The organism is Allobosea sp. NPDC055332, from assembly GCF_053645455.1.
Genome location: NZ_JBSHMO010000001.1, coordinates 1,566,604 through 1,589,757 on the forward strand (window position 1 = coordinate 1,566,604; position 23,154 = coordinate 1,589,757).

19 protein-coding genes are annotated in these 23,154 nt (G+C 65.8%); 15 read left to right on the forward strand and 4 right to left on the reverse strand.

Features of this window, described 5'->3' with window-relative positions; translation table 11 throughout:
• Positions 1–191 precede the first annotated feature (191 nt).
• Entirely contained in the window at positions 192–1,226 is a 1,035-nt protein-coding gene (locus ACWIGM_RS08035) for an LLM class flavin-dependent oxidoreductase (protein ID WP_454025359.1), read from the forward strand.
• A 14-nt stretch (positions 1,227–1,240) separates the two neighbouring features.
• Here the strand turns inward: ACWIGM_RS08035 and ACWIGM_RS08040 are convergent, their stop codons facing one another.
• The 3 genes from ACWIGM_RS08040 to ACWIGM_RS08050 form a co-directional block, all read right to left on the reverse strand.
• Positions 1,241–2,335, reverse strand: coding sequence for an SMP-30/gluconolactonase/LRE family protein (locus ACWIGM_RS08040; protein ID WP_454025360.1), 1,095 nt, complete (start codon positions 2,333–2,335; stop codon positions 1,241–1,243).
• Between the two features lie 124 nt (positions 2,336–2,459).
• On the reverse strand, positions 2,460–3,179 hold the full coding sequence (locus ACWIGM_RS08045) for a ribonuclease activity regulator RraA (RefSeq protein WP_454025361.1): 720 nt from the start codon (positions 3,177–3,179) through the stop codon (positions 2,460–2,462).
• 141 nt (positions 3,180–3,320) lie between these two features.
• On the reverse strand, positions 3,321–4,295 hold the full coding sequence (locus ACWIGM_RS08050; RefSeq protein WP_454025362.1) for a Bug family tripartite tricarboxylate transporter substrate binding protein: 975 nt from the start codon (positions 4,293–4,295) through the stop codon (positions 3,321–3,323).
• A gap of 206 nt (positions 4,296–4,501) precedes the next feature.
• Here ACWIGM_RS08050 and ACWIGM_RS08055 point away from each other — a divergent pair, with 206 nt between their 5' ends.
• From ACWIGM_RS08055 to ACWIGM_RS08115, 13 genes are all read left to right on the forward strand, one after another.
• Entirely contained in the window at positions 4,502–5,206 is a 705-nt protein-coding gene (locus ACWIGM_RS08055; RefSeq protein WP_454025363.1) for a GntR family transcriptional regulator, read from the forward strand.
• On the forward strand, positions 5,199–6,113 hold the full coding sequence (locus ACWIGM_RS08060; RefSeq protein WP_454025364.1) for a dihydrodipicolinate synthase family protein: 915 nt from the start codon (positions 5,199–5,201) through the stop codon (positions 6,111–6,113). The genes ACWIGM_RS08055 and ACWIGM_RS08060 overlap by 8 nt, the downstream gene beginning before the upstream one ends.
• A 156-nt stretch (positions 6,114–6,269) precedes the next feature.
• Positions 6,270–8,000: an L-arabinonate dehydratase gene (araD, locus tag ACWIGM_RS08065; RefSeq protein ID WP_454025365.1), complete on the forward strand. Its 1,731-nt coding sequence runs from the start codon at positions 6,270–6,272 to the stop codon at positions 7,998–8,000.
• A gap of 59 nt (positions 8,001–8,059) precedes the next feature.
• Positions 8,060–9,610 carry an ABC transporter substrate-binding protein gene (locus tag ACWIGM_RS08070; protein ID WP_454025366.1) on the forward strand — a complete coding sequence of 517 codons (1,551 nt, stop codon included), beginning with the start codon at positions 8,060–8,062 and terminating at the stop codon, positions 9,608–9,610.
• Entirely contained in the window at positions 9,607–10,458 is an 852-nt protein-coding gene (locus tag ACWIGM_RS08075; protein ID WP_454025367.1) for a metallophosphoesterase family protein, read from the forward strand. Before ACWIGM_RS08070 ends, ACWIGM_RS08075 begins: the two co-directional genes overlap by 4 nt.
• 181 nt (positions 10,459–10,639) lie before the next feature.
• Positions 10,640–11,290: an FkbM family methyltransferase gene (locus ACWIGM_RS08080; RefSeq protein WP_454025474.1), complete on the forward strand. Its 651-nt coding sequence runs from the start codon at positions 10,640–10,642 to the stop codon at positions 11,288–11,290.
• A gap of 153 nt (positions 11,291–11,443) precedes the next feature.
• The gene (locus ACWIGM_RS08085) at positions 11,444–12,784 is read left to right on the forward strand and encodes a nucleotide sugar dehydrogenase (protein WP_454025368.1); all 1,341 of its coding nucleotides are present in this window, start codon (positions 11,444–11,446) and stop codon (positions 12,782–12,784) included.
• A gap of 61 nt (positions 12,785–12,845) precedes the next feature.
• The gene (locus ACWIGM_RS08090) at positions 12,846–13,784 is read left to right on the forward strand and encodes a Gfo/Idh/MocA family oxidoreductase (protein WP_454025369.1); all 939 of its coding nucleotides are present in this window, start codon (positions 12,846–12,848) and stop codon (positions 13,782–13,784) included.
• Positions 13,785–13,804: 20 nt separating this feature from the next.
• Entirely contained in the window at positions 13,805–14,389 is a 585-nt protein-coding gene (locus tag ACWIGM_RS08095; protein WP_454025370.1) for an acyltransferase, read from the forward strand.
• A complete protein-coding gene (locus tag ACWIGM_RS08100; protein WP_454025371.1) occupies positions 14,389–15,546 on the forward strand; it encodes a DegT/DnrJ/EryC1/StrS family aminotransferase in 1,158 nt (385 codons plus the stop codon). The genes ACWIGM_RS08095 and ACWIGM_RS08100 overlap by 1 nt, the downstream gene beginning before the upstream one ends.
• Positions 15,543–16,643, forward strand: coding sequence for a glycosyltransferase (locus tag ACWIGM_RS08105; RefSeq protein ID WP_454025372.1), 1,101 nt, complete (start codon positions 15,543–15,545; stop codon positions 16,641–16,643). Before ACWIGM_RS08100 ends, ACWIGM_RS08105 begins: the two co-directional genes overlap by 4 nt.
• A gap of 142 nt (positions 16,644–16,785) precedes the next feature.
• The gene (locus ACWIGM_RS08110; RefSeq protein ID WP_454025373.1) at positions 16,786–17,988 is read left to right on the forward strand and encodes a glycosyltransferase family 4 protein; all 1,203 of its coding nucleotides are present in this window, start codon (positions 16,786–16,788) and stop codon (positions 17,986–17,988) included.
• Between the two features lie 277 nt (positions 17,989–18,265).
• Positions 18,266–19,213, forward strand: a complete 948-nt coding sequence (locus tag ACWIGM_RS08115) for a glycosyltransferase family 2 protein (RefSeq protein WP_454025374.1) — start codon at positions 18,266–18,268, stop codon at positions 19,211–19,213.
• A gap of 8 nt (positions 19,214–19,221) precedes the next feature.
• On the opposite strand, the gene ACWIGM_RS08120 is transcribed toward ACWIGM_RS08115, so the two are convergent.
• On the reverse strand, positions 19,222–21,504 hold the full coding sequence (locus tag ACWIGM_RS08120) for a hypothetical protein (protein WP_454025375.1): 2,283 nt from the start codon (positions 21,502–21,504) through the stop codon (positions 19,222–19,224).
• A 181-nt stretch (positions 21,505–21,685) separates the two neighbouring features.
• Here ACWIGM_RS08120 and ACWIGM_RS08125 point away from each other — a divergent pair, with 181 nt between their 5' ends.
• Positions 21,686–22,912 (forward strand): hypothetical protein, encoded by a 1,227-nt coding sequence (locus ACWIGM_RS08125; protein ID WP_454025376.1) that lies wholly within the window; start codon positions 21,686–21,688, stop codon positions 22,910–22,912.
• The last annotated feature ends 242 nt before the right edge of the window (positions 22,913–23,154 follow it).

Here is a 23,154-nt window from a genome sequence, read left to right on the forward strand (position 1 = left end):
GCGACATCATTCATATCCCCTCCGCCACACCCAAATGAGGGTCCGGCAGATATTATTGTTCCTCATGGTACCGATTTCGGCGAATTCGCATAGACCCCTCGGCACCAGCGCATCTTGAACCATGGGGATTCCGCCGCCAGATCGCTCGGGCGCCGACCACCGGCACTGTTCGCAACGCCTCGGATCCTCTGATGCCCGCCAATCTAGAACTCGGCCTCGACACGTTCGGCGACGTCACTGCCGGCCCGGACGACGTCCTGCTCCCGCATGCGCAGGTGATCCGGGACCTCGTCGAGCAGGCCGTGCTCGCCGACGAGATCGGCATCGACTTCTTCGGCATCGGCGAGCATCACCGCGCCGATTTCGCGGTGTCCTCACCCGAAACCGTGCTCGCCGGCATCGCGACCCGCACAAGCCGCATCCGCTTGGGCTCGGCCGTCACGGTGCTGAGCTCGGACGATCCGATCCGCGTCTTCCAGCGCTTCTCGACGGTCGATGCGCTCTCGAACGGCCGCGCCGAGGTCATCCTCGGCCGCGGCTCCTTCACCGAATCCTTCCCGCTCTTCGGTTTCGACCTGCGCCAATATGAGGTGCTGTTCGAGGAGAAGCTCGACCTCTTCGTCGAGCTGATCCGCAAGAAGAGCGTGACCTGGGAAGGCAGCCTTCGCCCGCCGCTTCGGGATCAGCAGGTCTTCCCGACACTGGAGAAAGGCGAGCTGACGACCTGGATCGGCGTCGGCGGCAGCCCTGAATCGGTGGTGCGGGCGGCGCGTTACGACCTGCCGCTGATGCTCGCCATCATCGGCGGCCCGGCCCAGCGCTTCGCGCCTTACGCCCAGCTCTATCGCGACGCGATGGGGCGCCTTGGCCATGCCGAGCGCCCGATCGGCGTGCATTCGCCCGGCTATGTCGCGGCGAGCGATGAGCAGGCGGCCGAGGAGTTCTTCCCCGCCTTCAAGACCATGCGCGACCGTATCGGCGCCGAGCGCGGCTGGGGTCCGCTGTCGCGCGACGAGTTCGAGCGCGAGGTTTCGGGCGGGGCGCTCTATCTCGGCTCAGCCCAAACCGTCGCCCGCAAGATCGCGGCGACGGTCAAGGCGCTCGGCCTCCAGCGCTTCCAGCTCAAGATCAGCGCAGGCCCCCTGTCGCAGGACAGGCTCCTGCGCTGCATCGAGCTCTATGGCCGGCAGGTCATCCCGATGGTGCGCGAGCTGCTGGCGACCTGAAGCGCGTCGGGGAGTCACACGGCGCCGTGCGCCTCGACATAGAGCGCGTAAAGCGAGTGCGAGCTCGCCATGTAGAGCCGGTTGCCCTTCGGGCCGCCGAAGCAGAGATTGGCGCAGCGCTCCGGCAACCGGATGAAGGCGAGCGGCTTGCCGGCCGGGCTGAACACCATCACCCCGTCGAGATCCTCCGACTTGCCGCGCAGGCCGTAGACCTTGCGGCCGCCGACATCGGCGGGCTCGGCATTGAGCGCGCCATTGCTGCCATAGCCGCACCAGAGATTGCCGTCGCGGTCGACGCGGAAGCCGTCAAGCGCGCCGAAATCGGCGGCGTCGACCAGCTTGACCTTGTTCGAGACCTTGCCGTCGGCATCGACGTCATAGCTCCAGATGCTGCGGTTCGGCGTTCCCCGCCATTCGACGACATAGAGCTTCTTCTCGTCAGGCGAGAAGGCGAGCCCATTCGGGTTGACGAGGTCGGTGATCACCGCCGTCAGCTTGCCGTCGGGAGCGAGCCGGTAGACGTTCGTCGTCGCCTGTTCCGGCTTGGCGCGTGAGCCCTCCCATTCGCCATTGATGCCGAAGAGCGGATCGGTGAACCAGATCGTGTCGTCCGAGCGGACGACGACGTCGTTGGGCGCGTTCAGTCGCTTACCCTCGAACTTGTCGGCAAGGACGGTGATCCGGCCGTTCTTCTCGGTGCGGGTGATGCGCCGCGTCACCGAATGCTCGCAGGTGATCAGCCGCCCCTGCCGGTCGCGGGCATTGCCATTGGCGTAGTTGGCGTTCTCGCGGAAGACGGTGAAGCTGTTCTTCACCTCGTCATATTTCATGATCCGGTTGTTCGGGATGTCGCTGACCAGAAGGTAGCGCCCGTCCGGGAAATAGACCGGCCCCTCGGCCCAGCGCATGCCGGTGCCGACCTGCTCGATGGTGCTCGAATAGATCCGGTATTTGCCGAAGCTCGGGTCGAGGATGTCGACGGCCGGGTCGGGATAGCGCTGGTTCGGCTTGAACGGGAAGGCTTGCGCCAGCGCCGGCCCGGCCAGCGCCGAACCGGCCGCAGCAGCCAGACTGCCCCTCAGAAACTGACGACGTGATGCATCGATCATGGCATTTCCCCCTGTGTTCTTGTTGTCATGGCTATGCCTTCGGGCGTCGCGTTGACGGCGCCCGGTCTTCACCGCCCTTCGGCGGGTCTTTTGCCGTCGCTTTGGCGACGGGAGTGGTCTCAGGTCACTTCCAGTCCGGCCGCCATCTGGCGAATTCGGCCTTGGTCTCGGCATTGGCCGGGTAGAGTCCGAAGATGCCGCGCCCTTCCCGCACCTTCATCTCGACGAAGTCCTCATACGCCGTCTGCTCATAGGCCTCGGCCGCGACCTCGTTGGCGAGATGGGCCGGGATCACGCAGACGCCCTCGCCGTCGCCGACGATGATGTCACCGGGATAGACCGGCACGTCGCCGCAGCCGATCGGTGCGTTAATGTCGAGCGCATGATGATGGATCAGGTTGGTCGGCGCGCTCGGGCGGTTGTGATAGGCCGGGAAACCGAGCGCCGCGATGTCCGGGCTGTCGCGGAAGCCACCATCGCTGACGATGCCGGCAGCGCCGCGCTGCATCAGGCGCGTCACCAGGATGCAGCCGGCCGAGGCCGCGCGCGCATCCTTGCGGCTGTCGATCACCATGACATGACCGGGCGGGCAGGTTTCGACCGCGACGCGCTGCGGGTGCTGCGTGCCTTCGAACACGCTGAGATGATCGAGGTCCTCGCGGGCCGGGATGTAGCGCAGCGTGAAGGCCTCGCCGACCATGCGCGGCGCGTTCGGGGAGAGCGGCCGCACATCCTGAATGAACTGGTTGCGCAGGCCGCGCTTGAACAACGCCGTGGTCAGGGTCGCGGTCGAGACGCGCTTCAGCTTCTCGCGATTTTCGGGCGTCAGGGCAGTCGCTGTCATGGGCCAATACTCGTTGAGAGAGCGGGGGGCGTCATTGCGAGCGCAGCGAAGCAATCCAGGAAAGCAGAGCGCTCCGTCTCTTTCTGGATTGCTTCGTCGCTCCGCTCCTCGCAATGACGGAGGAGGAAGCGACAGCCTCACTCACTCGATCTTCACATTGGCCTTCTGGGCCACCTCGGCCCAGCGCTTGGTCTCGCTGGCGATATGGGCGGTGAACTCGGCCTGGCTCGAGCCGACCGGGTCGACGCCGAGCTTCTTGAGCTGCTCGATCACCGCCGGCTCGCGCATGATCGCCTGCGTCTCGGTGGAAAGCTTGGCAACGATCTCGGGCGGCACCTTCGACGGTGCGAAGAAGCCGTGCCAGGAGCTGGCATCATAGCCCGGGATGAACTCCGACAGCGCCGGCAGGTCCGGAGCGACCGCGAGACGTTTCGGCGTCGCGGTGGCGAGTGCCCGGATCTTGCCGGCTTCGACATGCGGCCAGGCGATGGTGATGTTGTCGAAGGTCAGCTGGATCTGGCCGGAGAGCAGGTCCTGCGTTACCTGCCCGCTCGACCGGTAGGGCACATGGACCATGTCGGTGCCGGTCGAGACCTTGAACAATTCGGCCGCCATGTGGGTCGAGGTACCGGCGCCCGAGGAGCCGAACGAGTATTTGCCAGGGTTCTTCTTCAGGAGATCGACCAGCTCCGGCACGGTCTTGGCCGGCACGTCGAGATTGACCATCAGGATGTTCGGCACGCTCGCCACCTGCGAGATCGGCGCGAAATCCTTGATGTGGTCATAGGGCATCTTGGCATAGACGGCTGGGTTGATCGCATGGCTGGAGACCGTGCCCATGGTCAGCATGTAGCCGTCCGGATCGGCCTTCGCGACCGCCGCCGCGCCGGTATTGCCACCAGCCCCGACCCGGTTCTCGACGATGAACTTGCCACCGAGTCGCGCGCCCAGCCGGTCGGCCAGGATGCGACCGAGCAGGTCGGTCGTGCCGCCGGCTGCGAAGGGCACGACGATCGTCACCACCCTGCTTCCGGGATAGCCGCTCTGTGCCAGCGCAGGCGCGGCCAGCATGGCACCAGCTCCGGCGAGCAATCCGCGGCGTGTGATCGATGTCATCCAATCCTCCCTCATCATTGTCCATCCGGCCCATGCCGTTCCGGCGTCTTGCGGCCGTCTTGGCTCACTCCATAGCACGCAATTCCAGATTTGAAATCTGAAATTTCAGACTTGATGTCACTTGCGCTTTGTGGTGTCTGGTGAGGCAATGGCGAGGGCCCGGTGCGAGAGACGAATCGTGCTGCGGCCTCGCCAGAGGAACCGGGATGTCAAACGCGCTCGCCATCGAACCCGTCTCGCCGCATCTGCTGCGCTCCCTGCGCGAGCATGTGCACGAGCGCCTGCGCCGGGCGATCGTCGCCGGCCGCTTCCGCGAGGGCGAGCGGCTGAACGAGCGCCAGCTCGCCGACATGCTGGGCGTCTCGACCACGCCGGTGAAGGACGCGATCCGCATGCTGGAGAGCGAGGGCCTGGTCCGGACCGAGGCCCGCCGCGGCGTCTTCGTGGAATTCTCGGCCCGCCAGGCGCTGGAGATGGCGCTAGGCCGCGCCGCGCTCGAAAGCGTCATGACCCATATCGCCGCCAACCGGATCAGCGAGGCAGAGATCGCCGAGATGGCCCGCCTGATCGACGAGATGGCGCATGCGACCGCCCATGGCGACCTCGAGGACCTCGTCAATCTGAACGAAGCCTATCACGGCATGATCCACCGCATCTCCGGCTGCGGCTATCTCGAGCGCCGGCTCGATGGCCAGCGCATGTACGACCATGCCCAGCGCATCGCCCTGCTTGAGGAACCCAACGAGCGCGCCAGGGGCTTCGAGGAGCATCGCGGCATCTTCGAGGCGCTGCGCTCGCATGAGCCGGCCAGGGCCGAGCAGCGCATGCGCAGCCATATCGTGCGCTCGGCCAAGAGCCATGTGCGCCAGGTCTTCGGCGCCGATGCGGAAGGATTGGATTACGATGAGTGACAGGGTTCGCAGCGCGCTGCGCGGCATTTCCGGCGTGCACGTCACGGCCTGGAAAGGCGATGGCGAGGCCGACTGGGCGCTGACCGGCACTATCGTTCGGCGTATCGCCGAGGCCGGCATCCACAACATCGTCTCGGCCGGCAACACCGGCGAGTTCTACCCGATGACCACCGACGAGGTGGTGCGCAGCCACGCCGTTGCGGCCGAGGCCGCCGCCGGCAAGGCACTGGTCACCGCCGGCATCGGAAGGTCTTTGCGCGAGGCGGTCGCGACCGGCAAGCTCGCCGCCAGGGCCGGCTGCGACGCGGTGATGGTGCATCACCCGCTCGACCCCTTCGCGGCCCCACAGAGCCAGGCCGACTACATCCTCGCCATCGCCGAGGCGCTGACGATCCCGCTCGTCGCCTATATCCGCTCGGATGCGGTCGGCGTGAAGGACCTCGCCCGCGTCGCGACCCATCCCAATGTCGCCGGCGTCAAATTCGCCTCGCCCAATGTGATGCTGCTGGCCGAATGCGTCCGTGCCACGCAAGGCTCGAGCGCCAACTGGATCTGCGGTCTCGCCGAAGGCTGGGCCGCGCCCTTCCATGCGCTCGGCGCTCGCGGCTTCACCTCCGGCCTCGTCAATGTCGCACCCGAACGCTCGCTAGCGATCTGGCAGGCGCTTGAGAACAACGATTATGACCGCGCCCGCCGCCTCGTCGACGAGATCGCTGGCTTCGAGACGCTGCGAACCAAATACGGCAACGGCGCCAACGTCACCGTGGTCAAGGAAGCGCTCGGCCTGCTCGGCACCAATGTCGGGCCGGTGCGCCTGCCCGGCCTGCCCGAGCTGAACGAGAGCGAGCGCGCCGAATTGCGCAAGATCGTCGGAGGTTGGGGCAGCCAGCGCGCTGCGGCGGAGTAGAGCGCCTCCCCGCCATGGTCGGGCTTGTCCCGACCATCCACGTCTTCCTTCGCCAAGTGCGGTGTTCAAGACGTGGGTGCTCGCCACAAGGGCGAGCATGACGGCGAGGCCTGTAACCAGCTCAAGCTAGAACACCAAGAATTCGAGGAAACACCGATGTCCCATCCCCGCAAGACGCCCGACACGCTGCGCTCGAAGCGCTGGTTCGGCGCCAGCGACCTGCGCTCCTTCGGGCATCGCTCGCGGGCGCTGCAGATGGGCCTCAACCATGACGAGTTCATGGGCAAGCCGGTGATCGGCATCCTCAACACCTGGTCCGAGATCAACCCCTGCCACACCCATCTGCGCGACCGTGCCGAGGCGGTGAAGCGAGCGGTCTGGGCGGCTGGCGGTTTCCCGGTCGAGATACCCGTGATGTCGGCTTCCGAGCAGTACCAGAAGCCGACGACCATGCTCTATCGCAACTTCCTGGCGATGGAGGCGGAGGAATCGATCCGGTCTCATCCTCTCGATGGCGCGGTCCTGCTTGGCGGCTGCGACAAGTCCACGCCGGCGCTGATCATGGGCGCCTGCAGCGCCGGCCTGCCCTTCATCTTTGTGCCGGCCGGGCCGATGTTGCGCGGCAACTGGGCCGGCAAGACGCTCGGTTCCGGCGCCGATGTCTGGAAGTACTGGGCCGAGAAGGAGGCCGGCAACATCTCCGATGCCGACTGGCGCGACATGGAGAGCGGCATCGCCCGCTCGCACGGCACCTGCATGGTGATGGGCACGGCCGCGACCATGATGAGCCATGCCGAGGTACTCGGCCTGACGCTGCCCGGCGCCTCGGCCATTCCCGCTGCCGACGCCGCCCATCCGCGTATGGCCGCCGCCGCCGGCAAGCGCATCGTCGAGATGGTTTGGGAGGACCTGACACCCGACCGCATTCTGACCCGCGAGAGCTTCGAGAATGCGCTGACCGTCCATATGGCGGTCGCCGGCTCGACCAACGCCATCATTCATCTCGTCGCCATGGCCGGCCGCGCCGGCGTGCCGCTGACCCCCGATGATTTCGACGCCTTCTCGCGCCAGGTGCCGGTGATCGCCAACCTGCGGCCCTCTGGCGACTTCCTGATGGAGGACTTCTTCTATGCCGGCGGGCTCCCGGCTCTGCTGAAGCAGCTTGAGAGCAAGCTCCACACCGGCGCGATGACCGTGACCGGCAAGCCAATCTCCGAGACGATCGCGCTCGCCAAGGTCTATGACGACAACGTCATCCGCCCGCTCGACCGTCCGGTCTCGACCGCCAACGGCCTTGCCGTGCTCAAGGGTAACCTCGCCCCCGGCGGCTGCGTCATCAAGCCCTCGGCCGCCGAAGAGCGCCTGCTCAAGCACTCCGGCCCCGCCCTCGTCTTCGAGGACTATGATGCGATGATGAAGGCGGTGAACGACGAGAACCTCGACGTTACTGCCGACCACGTCATGGTGCTGAAGAATTGCGGCCCGGTCGGCGGCCCCGGCATGCCGGAATGGGGCATGCTGCCGATCCCAAAGAAGCTGCTGAAGCAGGGCGTGCGCGACATGCTCAGGCTCTCCGACGCCCGTATGTCCGGCACCAGCTATGGCGCCTGCGTCCTCCACATCGCACCCGAGGCCTATATCAAGGGCCCGCTCGCCGCCGTGAAGACCGGCGACATCATCACAGTCGATGTCGAGGCCCGCACGATTTCGGTCGCACTCAGCGATGCCGAGATCGCGGCCAGGCTCGCAGTCTGGTCGCCTCCCGACCGCGATTACCCGCGCGGCTGGGGCAAGATGTCGGCCGCCCATATCCAGCAGGCCGACAAGGGCTGCGATTTCGACTACCTCACCGGCACGGCGAAGGTGGCGGAACCGGAAATCCACTGACCGTCGTCACATCGCTGTAACCGCGGACGACCAGCGTCGCGGCTCCCAAAGGAGCCGCCATGGTCACCCGCCGCAACCTGCTCGCAGCCGGCCTCGCCGCGCCTGCATTTCTCCCCGGGTTGGTACGGGCGCAGGCCGATACGCGCCCCGTGCTGCGCATCGCCGTTCAGGCGCTGCCGCCGACGCTGGAGCCGTTCGAAGCGATCTCGAATGTCGGGTTGCGGCCCACCTACAATGTCTTCGATACGCTCTGGCGGCGCGACTTCAATCGCGAGGCCGCCGAAGGCGGCCAGCACCTGCTCCCCCATCTTGCGACCTCGCTGCGGCAGCGCGACCCGCTGACCTGGGAAGCCAGGCTGCGCGACGGCGTGCGCATGCATGACGGCAGCGTGCTCTCGGCCGAGGACGTCCTCTCGACCTTCTCGCCCGAGCGCATGTACGGCAAGGAAGTCCAGCACCATGAGGGCCGCGTCAATTTCGGCCACCTTACCGCGGTCGAAGCCGAAGGGCGCGACACGGTCGTGTTCAGGACCGCGACTCCCGACGTGGTGATGCCGCAACGGCTGGCCGCCTATGGCGGCTGGATCCATTCGGCGCAGTTCTACAACGATCAGGGGCTCGCCGGCATGCGCCAGAAGCCCGTCGGCAGCGGACCCTACCGCGTCGCCTCCTTCCAGCGCGACCAGCGCCTCGTGCTCGACAGTCATGACGAATACTGGATGGGCCGTCCCGCCGCACGCCAGATCGTCTTGATCGTCGTACCGGAGGCGTCGAGCCGGCTAGCCGGTCTGCAAGCCGGCGATTTCGACCTCGTTACCAACCTGCTGCCGGAGCAGGTCGAGACGCTCAGGGGCAGCGCGACGCTCGAGGGCGGCGACGTCGTGCTCGACCTTGCCCATATCCTTTATTACGACACCCGCAACCCGGTAGTGAGGGATGCACGCGTCCGCCAGGCGTTGAACCACGCCGTCGACATCGATGCGATCGGCACGTCGCTATGGGGCTCGGGTTTCCAGCGGATGGCGGCGCTGCAGACAGCGGCCTTCGGCGACTATTACGACGCCGCTCGCCCCGGCCACGCCTATGATCCCGACCGCGCCCGCAAGCTCCTGAAGGATGGCGGTTACAGGGGCGAGGAGATCGTGATCCGGATCACACCCGGCTATTATCTCCAGATGCACCTCGCCGTGCAGGTGATTCAGCAGATGTGGGAGGCGGTCGGCGTCAGGAGCCGGCTCGAAACCATGGAGAACATCGCCCAGCTCGTCCGGCCGGGCGCCGATGTCCGGCCGATCTCCGTCTCGTTTCGCTTCCCCGATCCGCTCGGCGGCGGGCTGATGGTCAATCTGTCGAAGGATTATTCGACCCAGAAGAGCGGTTTCTGGCAGCCGGTGAAATTCAACGCGATCAGCGACGACCTGCGCATCGCGACCGATCCGGGCGAGCGCAAGCAGCTCTGGCTCGCCTTGATGGACGAATTCGAGGCCGAGGCACCGGCGCTGATCCTCTATCAGGCGCGGGAATACTTCGCGAAGCGCCGCAACGTGAAATGGGCGCATTACCCGCTCTACTACATGGATTTCCGCCCCTTCAATCTGAGCTTTGCATGACCCGCGTCATCATCCTCTCCGACCCGCATCTCTCCCCCACGCATGGCTTCTTCTGGCCTAACTGGCAGCTTGCCTGCGACGCCGCGAGTCGGATCGAGGCCGCCTGCACCATCGTCAATGGCGACCTCTGCATCGACGGACCCGACAGCGACGCCGAAATGGAATTCGCCGCCAAGGCACTGGCCGCATTGCCGGGCATCGTGCTGCCGCTGCCCGGCAATCACGACATCGGCGACGAGCCACCGGGCCAGGATCCGAATCAGATCGTCGACGAGCCCCGCCTCGCCCGTTGGAACAACGTCATCGGTGAGGATCGCTGGCGCTTCCAGTTCGACGGCTGGACTCTGCTCGGCGTCAACGCGCAACTCTTCGGCTCCGGGCTTGCCCGCGAAGCCGAGCAGAACGACTGGCTCGACGCGATGCTCACAGGGAGCAGGGGCGACCGCGTCGCGCTCGTCCTGCACAAGCCGCTCTTCGTCGAGAGCCCGGACGAGGCGCTGCCGAGCCCCGCATCCCTCTGCCCGACCCCGCGCGGCGAGCTGATGCAGCGTCTCTGCCAGGCCGATATCCGGCTGATCGTCAGCGGCCACCTGCACGCACATCGCGACCGCAGTATCGACGGCCTGCGCCATCTCTGGGTGCCGTCACTCGCCTTCTCCGGCAATCATGGGCTCGACAGCGACACGCGCTGCGGCTTTGCCGTGCTCGACTTCGATGGCGACCATGTCGGCGTCGAGATCGTCCGGCCGGCGGGCCTCGTCTCGCACGACCTTGCCGCCATCAAGCAGCATGGCCGCTACCGCTTCCTGCGTGAGATGCCGCCTTCACCGCCACAGATCGCCGCCTGATCCCGCCGGGGCAGGCACATCTGGCGCCCGTGCCGGGCACCGACTACCCTGCTGCCGGCAACCTGGCGGCTGGAAGGCGATGGTGACGAGCGAACTGAACGAGCAGGTGCGTTTCGATCCCGCGCTCGCCTATGAGATGCCGACCAACTCGCAGATCGAGCAGGAGCGCTGGGTCTTCGCCATGTGCAATGGCCGACGCGGCGGCCGCTTCGCCGAGATCGGCGCCTTCGACGGCGTGCTGCACAGCAACAGCTATTTTCTCGAGACCGAGCATGGCTGGCAGGGTGTCTGCGTCGAGCCGAATCCTGCCCTCTTCGCCCGCTTGAACGAAAGCCGCAGCGCCCTGTGCCTGGAACGGGCGGTCTATCGCGAGTCCGGTCATACCCTGTCCTTTATCCCTTCCCAGGAAATCGGGACCCTGGCCGAATTCGCTGGGAATGACCGCTATGCCGACGATCGCGCCTTGGCCGCCGCGACGCACGGGCTGATCGAGGTAGAGACGATCAGCTTCGCCGAGATCGCGGCGATGGCAGACTTCGCCGAGACAGGCTTCGACTATATCTCGCTCGACACGGAAGGGTCGGAGCTGGAGATTCTGCGCACCATCGACCTTGCACGTCATCGCATTGCTCTGCTTACCATCGAGCACAATTTCGTCGAGCCGCGGCGCGAGGAGATGCGAATCTTGCTGGCGCAGGCCGGCTATGAGCGACTCAATGTCGGCTTCGACGACTGGTACTGGCATGCCGGCATCCTGACCGAACGGAACCGCGGCATCGTTGTCGATCACAGCGCGATCAATCGGTATTTTAAGAGCATTTTCAAAGATTAAAGTGGGCTGTCGCACGCCCCCGCAAAACACGGGGATGCAGAGCAGGGCTGCAGCGCCCATGCCCAAGCGGATGTTGACGTAGTTTGGCAACTCTGGAAGAAGCACGCGCAAAGATTGGCGGCAGTCGATCTTTCCGCAATTTTGGGGTGCTCTGTGACTTCACCAACCGCGCAGCGATTTATTGAACGCGTCAACGACCGCTCGATCGTCATCGGCATCGTCGGCCTTGGCTATGTCGGCATCCCGCTCGCACTCGCGGCCCTGCGCAAGGGCATCAAGGTCATCGGCTTCGACATCGACCAGAAGCGCGTCGACGATCTCAATGCCGGCCGCAGCGCGATCAAGCACATCCCGATGGACCTGATCATCGAGAGCGCGAAGACCGGCAACTTCGTCGCGACCACCGATTTCGACAAGATGGCGGAGCCCGACGCACTGCTGATCGCCGTGCCAACGCCCCTGACCAAATACCGCGAGCCCGACCTGTCCTATGTGGTGAAGACCACCGAGGCGATCGCCAAGCGCCTGCGCAAGGACCAGCTCGTCGTCCTCGAATCGACCACCTATCCCGGCACGACTGACGAGGTCATGCGCCCGATCCTGGAGAAGGCGACGGGGCTGAAGAGCGCCGAGGAGTTCTTCCTCGCCTTCTCGCCGGAGCGCGAGGACCCGGGCAATCCCGATTTCGGCACCTCGACCATTCCCAAGGTCGTCGGCGGCGATGGCGCCGACGCGCTCGCCATGTCGCTCGCCCTCTACGGCGCGCTCGTCGTCAAGGCGGTCCCGGTCTCCTCGACTGCGACGGCCGAGGCGGTCAAGCTGACCGAGAACATCTTCCGGGCCGTCAACATCGCCCTCGTCAACGAGCTCAAGACCGTCTACGCGGCGATGGGCATCGATGTCTGGGAGGTTATCGAAGCGGCCAAGACCAAGCCCTTCGGCTTCATGCCGTTCTATCCGGGCCCGGGCCTCGGTGGCCACTGCATCCCGATCGATCCCTTCTACCTGACCTGGAAGGCGCGCGAATACGACATCGCCACGCGCTTCATCGAGCTCGCCGGCGAGATCAACACCCGTATGCCCTATCAGGTCGTCGACCAGCTCGCCGCCCTGCTCGATTCCAAGGGGCACAAGAATCTCAGCGACGCGAAGATCCTGATCCTCGGCATCGCCTACAAGAAGAACATCGACGACATGCGCGAGAGCCCCTCGCTCAAGCTGATCGAGCTGATCGAGAAGCGCGGCGCCCATGTCGAGTTCCACGACCCCTTCATCCCGGTGATCCCGCCGACCCGCGAGCACGCCGAATTGACAGGCCGCAAGAGCGCCCCGGTCGACAAGGCCTCGCTCGCCGGCTTCGACGCCGTGCTGATCGCGACCGACCACGACGACGTCGATTATCATGCGATCGTCGCCGGCTCGAGGCTGGTGGTCGATACCCGCAACGCCTGCGCGCGCGCCGGCATCAAGGCGGACAACGTCTTCAAGGCCTGATAGAACGGCGCCGGCGGGGCTTAGCTTGCTGGCACGACGCACGAGATCGAGACGGACAATCATGACGAGTTTCGCGCTGATCGGCGCCGCCGGTTACATCGCTCCCCGCCATATGACGGCGATCAAGGCCAATGGTGGCGACCTCAAGGTCGCCTACGATCCGAATGATTCGGTCGGCGTCATCGACAGCCACTTCCCACAGGCGCATTTCTTCACCGAATTCGAGCGCTTCGACCGGCATGTCGACAAGCTGCACCGGCGCGGCGAAGACATCGATTATGTCAGTGTCTGCTCACCCAACTACCTGCACGACGCCCATATCCGTTTCGGCCTGCGTGCCGGCTGCGACGTGATCTGCGAGAAGCCGCTCGTCCTCAATCCCTGGAACATCGACGGCCTCGCCGAGATCGAGCAGCACACGGGCCGCAAGATCAACACGATCCTGCAGCTGCGCCTGCACCCGGCGATCCAGGCGCTTAAGGAGCGCATCGCCCAGTCGAACGAGCGCCACGCCGTCGACCTGACCTACATCACCTCGCGTGGTCGCTGGTACTTCGCCTCGTGGAAGGGCGACGACAGCAAGTCCGGCGGCGTCGCCACCAATATCGGCGTCCATTTCTTCGACATGCTCGCCTATGTCTTCGGCCCGCTGAAGTCGCAGACCGCGAGCCTGCGCGAGCCCGGGCGCGCCGGCGGCCTGCTCTCCTATGAGAAGGCCGATGTGCGCTGGTTCCTGTCGGTCGACGCCAACGATCTGCCCGACAGCGTCAAGGGCAAGAAGACCACCTATCGCTCGATCACGCTCGACGGCGAGGAGGTCGAATTCTCCGAAGGCTTCACCGACCTGCATACCCGCAGCTATCAGGAGATCCTGGCCGGCAAAGGCTACGGCCTCGAGGATGTGCGCTTCTGCGTCGAGGTGGTCTCTGAGTTCCGCAATCTGCCGATCGTCACCAATGGCGAGCGCCACCCCTTCGTCGATAAATATCTCAAGGCCTGAAACCGATGGCCGGGTCGCAGATGCGTGACGATCCGCGCTTTCCAGGCGTAGCGATCCATGAGAGCGCCTATGTCGACGATGGCGTGACCATCGGCGCCGGCAGCAAGATCTGGCACTTCGTCCATGTCCTCGGCCAGACAGAGATCGGCAAGGACTGCGTCCTCGGCCAGAACGTCATGGTCGGCCCACGGGTCAGCATGGGCGATGGTTGCAAGGTCCAGAACAACGTCGCGCTCTATGACGGCGTCGTGCTCGAGGATGGCGTCTTCTGCGGCCCGTCCTGTGTTTTCACCAACGTCAATAACCCGCGCGCCTTCCTGAACCGCAAGGCGGAGTTCCGGAAGACCCTGGTCAAGACGGGCGCCAGCATCGGCGCCAATGCGACTATCGTCTGCGGCCACACGCTCGGCGCCTACTGCTTCATCGCCGCCGGAGCAGTGGTGGCCAAGGATGTGCCTGATTTCGCCCTGATGGCCGGCGTGCCGGCCCGTCGCATCGGCTGGATGAGCCATAACGGCGCCAAGCTCGGCCCCGATCTCATTTGCCCCGAAACCGGCCGGCGTTATCGCGAGACCGGACCCGACACTCTCGAGGAGATCGTCTGATGAGCGAGCGTCCCGCGATCGAGTTCATCGACCTCAAGGCCCAGCGCCAGCGCATCGGCAAGGCGATGGACGAGGCCATCCTCAAGGTCGTCCACGACGGCAACTACATCCTCGGCGAGCAGGTCGGCGAGTTCGAGACCGGGCTCGCCGCCTTCTGCGGCGCCAAGCACGCGATCGGCGTCGCCAACGGCACGGACGCACTGATCCTGGTGCTCGAGGCGCTCGGCATCGGCCCGGGCGACGCGGTGCTCTGCCCGAGCTTCACCTTCGCCGCCACCGCCGAAGTCGTCGCCTGGATGGGCGCGACCCCGGTTTTCGCCGAGATCGACGAAGCCACCTACAACATCGACCCTAAGGGCCTCGCCGCGGCGCTGGAAACCGCCAGGAAGCACGAGCTCAAGCCCCGCGCCCTGATAACGGTCGACCTCTTCGGCCAGGCCTGCGACTACGAGCCGATCGAGGCCTTCTGCAAAGAGAACGACCTCGTCCTGATCTCGGATTCGGCGCAGGGCTACGGCGCCCGCTACAAGGGCCGCGTCGCCGGCGCGATCGGCGATTTCGCCACGACCAGCTTCTTCCCGGCCAAGCCGCTCGGCTGCTATGGCGATGGCGGCGCGATCCTGACCGACAGCGACGAGCACGCCGAGCTGCTGCGTTCGCTGCGCTTCCACGGCAAGGGCTCGTATAAATACGACAACGTTCGCGTCGGCGTGAACTCGCGGCTGGACACCATCCAGGCCGCCGTTCTGATCGAGAAGCTCAAGATCTATGCCGAGGAGATCGAGCAGCGCCAGCTCGTCGCCGCGCGCTATACCGCAGCGCTGAAGGACCTGGTCACGACGCCCTATGTCATGCCCGACAGCGTCTCGACCTGGGCCCAGTACACGATCCGGGTCGATGCCGGCCGCCGCGACGCCTTCCAGGCGGCGCTGAAGGCCAAGGGCGTGCCGACCACGGTCTACTACCCCAAGCCGCTGCACCAGCAGACCGCCTACAAGCACTTCCCGGTCGCCGGCAACGGCCTGCCGATCTCCGAGCGCGTCGCGCAGGAGGTCGTGGCCCTGCCGATGCATCCCTATCTCGACGAGGCGACGCAGGACTACATCATCGAGCAGGTCCGCGAGGCTTTGGCGGCGCCGACGGCCGCGGTGGCATGAGCCGGCCGCTGCGGCTGGCTTATCTCTCGCTAGAGACGCCGAGGCCGGGGCAAGCGTCGCAGACCCATATCGACGAGATCATCGCCAGCCTGAGGGATTGCGGCTGGCAGGTCGAGCTCTTCGCCACGACGCGGGGCGGGGCGAGCGCGCGGACCTCCTTCCTGCAGCGGCTGCTCGACTATGGCCGGGTTCAGCTCGCGCTGGGGCGCCGGCTGAGCGAGTTTGACGCCGTCTTCGTCCGCTCGCACTTCATGGCGCTGCCGCTCGCGCTCTGGGCGCGCCGGCGCAAGATTCCGGTCGTGCAGGAGATCAACGGCAAGCCGGCCGACATCGGCGTGACCTACCCGGCTCTGAAACCGCTCTCGCCGATCTTCTCCTGGCTCTACCGGACGCAATACCGCATGGCGGCTCACCTGGTCGCCGTCACCGAGGGACTGGCGCAATGGGCTCGCGGCTTCGCCGGCCATGACCGGGTCAGCGTCGTCTCCAACGGCGCCAATACCGAGCTGTTCACGCCTGCTGGGCCCCGTGCCGATATTGCCGGCCGCTATGTGATCTTCGTTGGCGGCCTCGTCGCCTGGCACGGCGTGGGCACCATGCTCGCAGCGCTGCAAGACCCGTCCTGGCCAGACGAAGTGAAGCTCGTCATCGTTGGCGACGGCATCGAACGCCACAAGCTCGAAGCCGCGAAGGCCGACCCTCGCCTGCTCTGGCTCGGCCGGCAGCCCTATGAGGCGATTCCTGCCCTGCTGCGCGGCGCACTCGCCGCGCTCTGCGTGATCGAAGATCAGGACGGCCGCTCCGCCTCGGGCGTTGCGCCGCTGAAGCTGTTCGAGGCCATGGCCTGCGGCGTTCCGGTGATCGCCAGCGAATTGCCCTTCCAGGCCGAAATCGTCAGGCAGGCCGGCGCCGGCCTGATCGTGCCTCCCGCCTCTGCCTCGGCCGTCGCGAAGGCGGTCAAAACGCTTGCTGCCGAGCCGGACAAGGCAGCCATGTTGGGGGAGAACGCCTTAGCCTATGTTCTGCGCGAGGCCAGCTGGCAGCAGCGTGGTGGCGAGGTCGACCGCATCCTGCGGGCGGTGGTGCCGGCCAGTTGATCCGTTGGCAGAGCCGCCGCGCCCGGAGTTCCTCCTGTGCGAAGCGCCGTTTGAGATAGTTTAAATCCTGGCTGTTAAAGTATTCTCGGATTCGGCAGATTGGAAATGACAGCGATTCAGAAACTTTGGGGCCGTTCTCCCAGTGAATAGCCGGGCCGAGCGCACGCTGCGGATCGCAGTGCTGTCCTACACCGCGATCTCGCGCGACTATCGGGTCCTGCGCACGCTCGAGACGCTGGTGGCGCTCGGCCATGAGGTGGTCGCGATCGGTTTCGGCGAGCCGCCCGACCTGCCGGTACAGATGATTCGGCTGCCCAACCCGCCAGGGCACACCGGCCAGCGGCTCGCGCTCGCCGCCACGCAGTTCCCCGCCAATTTCGCCCCGGCCTCCGCCCCATTCCTGCACATGCTGTTGCCGCAGCACCGGGCCGCCAGGGCCGCCCTGCTCGCGCTGCGTCCCGACATCATCCACGCCAATGACTGGCAGACGCTGGTCGCCGCCGACGCCGCGAAACGCGCGGCCGGTTCGCTCATCGTCTACGACAGCCACGAACTGGCGAGCGAAGAGCATGCCGACAACTGGGTCTGGCGCCTGGTTGCCCAGAAGCATACGCGCGCCATCGAAGCCCGCTTCATCAAGGCGGCCGATGCGGTGGTGACCGTGAGCCACGGTATCGCCGAAACGCTTGAGCGGATCTATGAACTGCCCGTCCGCCCGGTCGTGATCGGCAACGCGCCAGCCTACCAAGCCGTGGTTCCGGCTCCGCCCGGCGAGCCTATACGCCTGCTGTTCCACGGAATCATGAAAGGCGGACGCGGCATCGAGCCCCTGATCGGGGCCATGCCGCTCTTGCCGCAATACCAGTTGACGCTGCGGGGCGACGGCCTTCCGAGCTATCTGGAACAGCTCCGGCGCCTCGCCGCCGCATCCGGCGCCACCGACCGCATCAGCTTCGAGCCGAGCGTACCGTACGATACCGTCATCCAGGCCGCCGCCAGCTCTCATGTCGGCGTCTTCTGCGCTCCGCGCGACACGGGCCAGACCCGTTTCGCGATGCCGAACAAGACCTATGAGTATCTCATGGCCGGCCTGGCTCTGCTGGTCGCGGATCAGACCGATCTGGCCGATCTGGTCCGGGAACATGATTGCGGGCTTGCCGCGATGGAGGCGACGCCCGAGGCGATTGCCGCAGCTCTCTCATCGCTTGATCCGCAGCTGCTCGCCACGATGCGAGCCAACGCGCTCGTCGCGGCTCGCGAGCTCAGCTGGAGCAGGGAGCAGGCCAAGCTGACCGCACTCTACGAACGCCTCGCCGCGCAGGCAGTGTCGCGCAGGGGAAGTTAGGCGTCGGCGCCACCTGCTCGAGCGGGCCAGGGTCCAGAAGCGCGGCTGCGATCCACCTCGAGGCGATCGCTTCGCAGGCTTCGATCGGGCCAGCGCGCCAGCCATGTAGATGACGCATCCTGACCTGTAGCTGGATGCAAATCCTCTTCGCTCGATTGGCGGGCCACGCTCGCACAGCGCGCTGAAGCACGCGGTAACCTTGAAACACCCCTGTTTCTGTGCAATCAAGGCGCGCCTTCGCCCGCTCAGCCGGCCTCTCGAGAAAAGCAATCTTCTGATGTATAAGAATAAGACTGTTTGCGTCGTTGTGCCCTGCCACAACGAGGAGACGCAGATTGGCAAAGTCGTCGCGACAATGCCGGAATTCGTAGACAAGATTGTAATCATCGACGACAAGAGCAAAGATCGAACCGTTGCTGTCGTCCAGGAGCTCTCGGCCTCCAATCCGAAGATCGTCCTGCTCGAACACCAGGAGAACCAGGGTGTCGGCGGCGCCATCGCCACCGGCTACAAGTGGGCTCGCGACAACGATATGGATGCAGCGGTCGTCATGGCTGGTGATGCGCAGATGGACCCGGCTGACTTGCCGAACCTGCTCGATCCTGTTTTCGATGAAGGCATCGACTACTCGAAGGGAAACCGGCTGATCTGGCGCGGCTCCTACCGCCTGATCCCGAAGCGTCGCTTCTTCGGAAACTCGGTTCTGTCGCTGCTGACCAAGATCGCCTCCGGCTACTGGCATGTCGCCGACTCCCAGACCGGCTACACGGTCGCGAACAAGGCCGTGCTGCAGACGCTCGACTGGGACAATATGTACAAGCGCTACGGCCAGCCGAACGACGTCCTGATCAAGCTCAACATCGAGAATTTCCGGGTCCGGGACGTGCCGATTCGCCCGGTCTACGGCGTCGGCGAGGTCAGCGGCATCAAGATCCGCCGCGTGATCTTCACCATCTCGAACGTCCTTGTTCGGGGGTTCCTCAGCCGGTTGTGGGAAAAGTATATCGTCCGCGACTTCCACCCGCTGATCTTCTTCTACGTGCTCGGCGTCTTGATGCTGCTGCTCAGCGTCTTCATGTTCCTGCGCGTGATCGGGCTGTGGGTGATCGAAGGGGTCGCTCCGCCGATGTCGTCCATGGCGATGCTGTTCGCGTTCTCGACCGCGATGCAGTCGATCTTCTTCGCGATGTGGTTCGACATGGATTCCAACAAGCACCTGCGCTGACGAAATCGTCAGCGCTCCCCGACGCGGCAGACGCTCGCGCTGTGCAACTCGACCCTGCCGCTGGCCGGCGCCAGCGGCTTGACGCGCAGCGCGCGTAGCGTCTGGCCCGGACCGGTGAACCATTGTCCGGAGACCGTGCGCGGGCTCGGATCGGCAAGTGCATCGATGAGCCGGATCTCCGTCGATGCGCCGGTCTCGCTCGCAATGACGGCATCGACGGCGAAGACACCCGTTCCCGACAATTGCAGCGTGGCGGCAAAGCGCCCCTCGAACGGCTGCCGGACGGCAATTTCCAGCTCTTCCATGCCAGCGCTCGACCAGTCGAAGACCGTGTCCGGCTCGATACGAGGCGCGCCGCCGGGCAAAATCCGCCGCAGATGCGGAATGCCCGACAGCCGCGCCAGCACATCGCCGAGGCCGACGCCGGTAGACCTCTCGATCGCCGCGGCCAGAGGTTGCGGTGAACAATCGATCGCCGCCGGTGTTTCGCGCAACCGGAACAGGCGTGCGCCGCGGTGCGCCGCGAGCGGCTCAGCCCAGGCGGGATCGCCGAGCAGGAAGCCGAGGCTCGAGCGGCCATGTGTGACCGGGCTGTAGTCCGGCAGCAGCGCGAAGCGGACGTCATGCCGCGCCAGCCACGCTGCCGCAGTCGCCACATCGGCGCTGTGCAGTTCCTTCAGCCGTGGATCGGTATGGTCGATCCACGGGTGCCCACCATAGATCGCGACTTCCGGGGGGCGGAAGCTGAGCACGCGCCCCGGCTCCAGGCCTTCCAGCCCTTCGAGCAAAGGGCCGCCGGTGACGCGCGGCTTCTGCAGGAAGCCACGCTCCTGGCCCGAGAGGACCAGGCCAAGATCAGCCAGCCCATAAGACCTGATGCCGAGATTGATCGCTCCCCAGATCAGTGCCAGTGCCAGGACGCCCTGCGCGACCCGGCCTAGCACCGGCGCCGCGCGCAACAGCCGGGCGCAGCCGATGCCGGCTGCGATCGCCGCGAACGGCGCCACCGTCAGCACATAGCGCGGGTTCTTCACGACGAGGAGTGAACCGGCTGCGACGCTTAGCAAGGCCAGCGCTGTGAAACCGAAGACCACGACGAGTGCTATCGTCAGTGCACCGCGCGGCCGTCGTACCCCGAGCGGGAGCGCCAGCAAGGCGAGCCAGAAGGCCGGGCCAAAGAGTCCGATATCTATCCAGGGGCGCAAGGCGCCGTGGATGACCTGCTCAGGCAACGTGACGAGGCCGCGCCGGGCAGCAAGATCCGCCGCAAAAGCCAGGTTTGGCCAGTTTGCCGCGGGCCAGTCGTCGCCGATCGCGGTGCCGAGCAGCCAAAGATTGCGCAGCAGCCAGCCGCCGCCACCAAGCAGAGCAACCAGGCCGAACGCGAGCAGGGGGCGCCACTGTCGTGCCGGAAGCAGGAACAGAGCGAGCGAGATCCCTGCGAAGGCTGGCGCGAGAATGCCGATGCCATGCGTCCACATCGCAAGCCCACTCACCAGGCCCACGCTCGTAGCACGACGCAGGTTTGCGACTTCGACGACGACGAGAACGCTCGCCACGGCTGCTGTGAACAACGCGATCCGCATCGCGTCGATGCCGTAGCCGGCCACGCTGCTGAGCCAGAAGGGCGTCGTCGCCAGCAGCAGCATCGCGCAGGCAGCGGCAAGACGGCTCTCACGCCCGGCCATCACGCCGACGACGCAGGTCGCCCCGACTGCTGACCACAAGGTGATCAGCCGTTGCGCCATGAAGATGTTCTCGCCAAACCAGGCCTGCCCCCAGACCAGCGCCAGATGGAACAGCGGCGGGTGGATGGAAGGCGCATAAAGCCCGCTCGCCGGATCGGCCATGACGAGCGGATAGCGCTGCAAGTTCCCTTCCAGCGCCAGGAAGCGGGCGACGGCCGCGTATTCGAGCGCATCGTTCTCGATCAGCGGCAATGCGAGCAGCGCCAGCAGGAGGCCAGCCACGATCACCATGATGGCGAGGGTCGCCAGCCTCGGTCTGCGCCAGACGCCCGGAAGGCGCAGCGGCAAAGGCCACCCCGCCAGGATCAGCATCAGCCCTGCGAGCACGAAAGGTAGTGCGCGCGCGTTGATCGGATGCCAGCCTGCCAGAAAGAATGGCAGCAGCGCCACCCCGGCAAGGGCCGGAGCACAGGTGACGCCGACTGCGAGCGCCAGTGGCCGGTCGGCGGAACTCCACCCACCCCGGTTGCATAGCAGTGCCGCCGTCGCAATCGCGAGCATTGCGAACGCGCCGAGTACGGCGAGGCTTGGGAGAAGAAGCATGAGGGCCGGTATCGTGCCAGCGACGGCATGCCGCAAGAGCGCCGGCATTCTCGCAGGTTCGAATGACGCGGATCAAGCCGGCATGCCGCGGCATGCGCTTTACCTCCGGCGGCTAAGCCGGCAATAACGGCGATGGCCGTTCGCGATGGCGACGCCACTTTCGTGGATCGCAAGAAGCGGCATGACCGGACCCCGTAGCCTGATCGCCCTCGCCTTCGGCGCACGCATCGCCTCAGCGTTGCTGGCGCTGGTGGTGGCAATCGTCGTGGCACCTGCGGTTTTCGGCTTCTACGGACGGCTGCAGGCCATCGGACTGGTCTTTGCGGTGTTCGCCGTTTTCCGGCTCGAGCGGGCCATTGTTACCGCCCCCTCGGTCGCGGAGGCGGTACGTGTCACGCGCAACGCCCTGCTGATCCTGCCGGCGAGCTCCCTGGTGGCGGTCGCAGCGGCCTTCGCCCTCAACCCCGATCTCCCGGCCCAGCACCCGCATCATGGCTTCGCGCTGCTGCTCTTGGTCGCCTTCCTGGCGCGCGGCGTGCTGTTGCTGGTCAATGCCTGGTTCTTGCGATCCGGCGACCAAATGCGGCTCAGTGGCCTGATCCTGGCGCAAGCCATTGGCCAGTTCACGGCGCAAATAGTGCTCTTGGCGACCGGCTGGCCGCCGCTCGCCATGCTGATAGCTGGAGAGATCATCGGCGCCGCTCTGGCGGCAGCCATGGTTTCGGCGGGTCACGGCGCCTTGCTGCGGTTGCTGATGCGCCCGCGCTGGACACCCCGCGTGATGGCACGCTGGCACCGTTTGGTCGTCTTCAATCTGCCCGCGGCGCTCGCCTCGCAGACTCTCGTCGCCCTGCCATTGATCACGGTCGGCCGCCTCGCCGACCATGCCACGACTGGCCACATCGCCCTGGCGCTGCGGATCGCCGATGCGCCGATGCAGCTGCTCGCTTCCGCTGCGACATCCTTCATCGTCGCGTCGGGTGCCTGGCGCGGTCGAGGCTCGTCGACGTCTCCCGCGGTGTTCGCGCTGATCTATCTCGCCGGCGTCCTGCTGTTCGTCGCCCTGCTGGCGGGCGGAGCTCAGGCCCTCAACCTCGTCGTCATTGAAGGCCGTATCGCGGCGACCGGCGCCTATATTCCGATCGCCTGCCTGCTTACCGGCGCCATCGCGCTCGGCGGGCCGCATGCCGAGCTCGTCGCTTTCGCCGGCGCTGAGCGTCGGGCCTTCGCGATCCATCTGATGGCGCTTGCTGCGGGGCTTCTGGTCTTCCAGCTGGCGACTGAGCCGGTCACTGCCCTGCTTTGCTTTGCCGTCATTGCCGGGCTGCGAAGCCTGGCCCTGTGGCTCGTCCTGCCGCACCTGTTCAAGGCCGGCACCGATAAACAGGATCACGACGAAGCAGCTTGACGCGAACCTCACCGGCAGGCATTCGGCCCCGGGGGTCAAGTCGACCTCCGGGAGGAGCGCTCAATGATCGGCTACGAGGTGCAGATTGTTGCGGCGGCTCAGCTATACATCCTGTTTCTATTGTATGCCGCGGCGTGTTGGGCGCTTGCTAGACCGTCGCTTTCACGCCCCCACTGGCTCGCAGCATACATCGCCAGCGCTACTATTCTGGGGCCGATCACCCTGGGCCTGCTTCTGACACT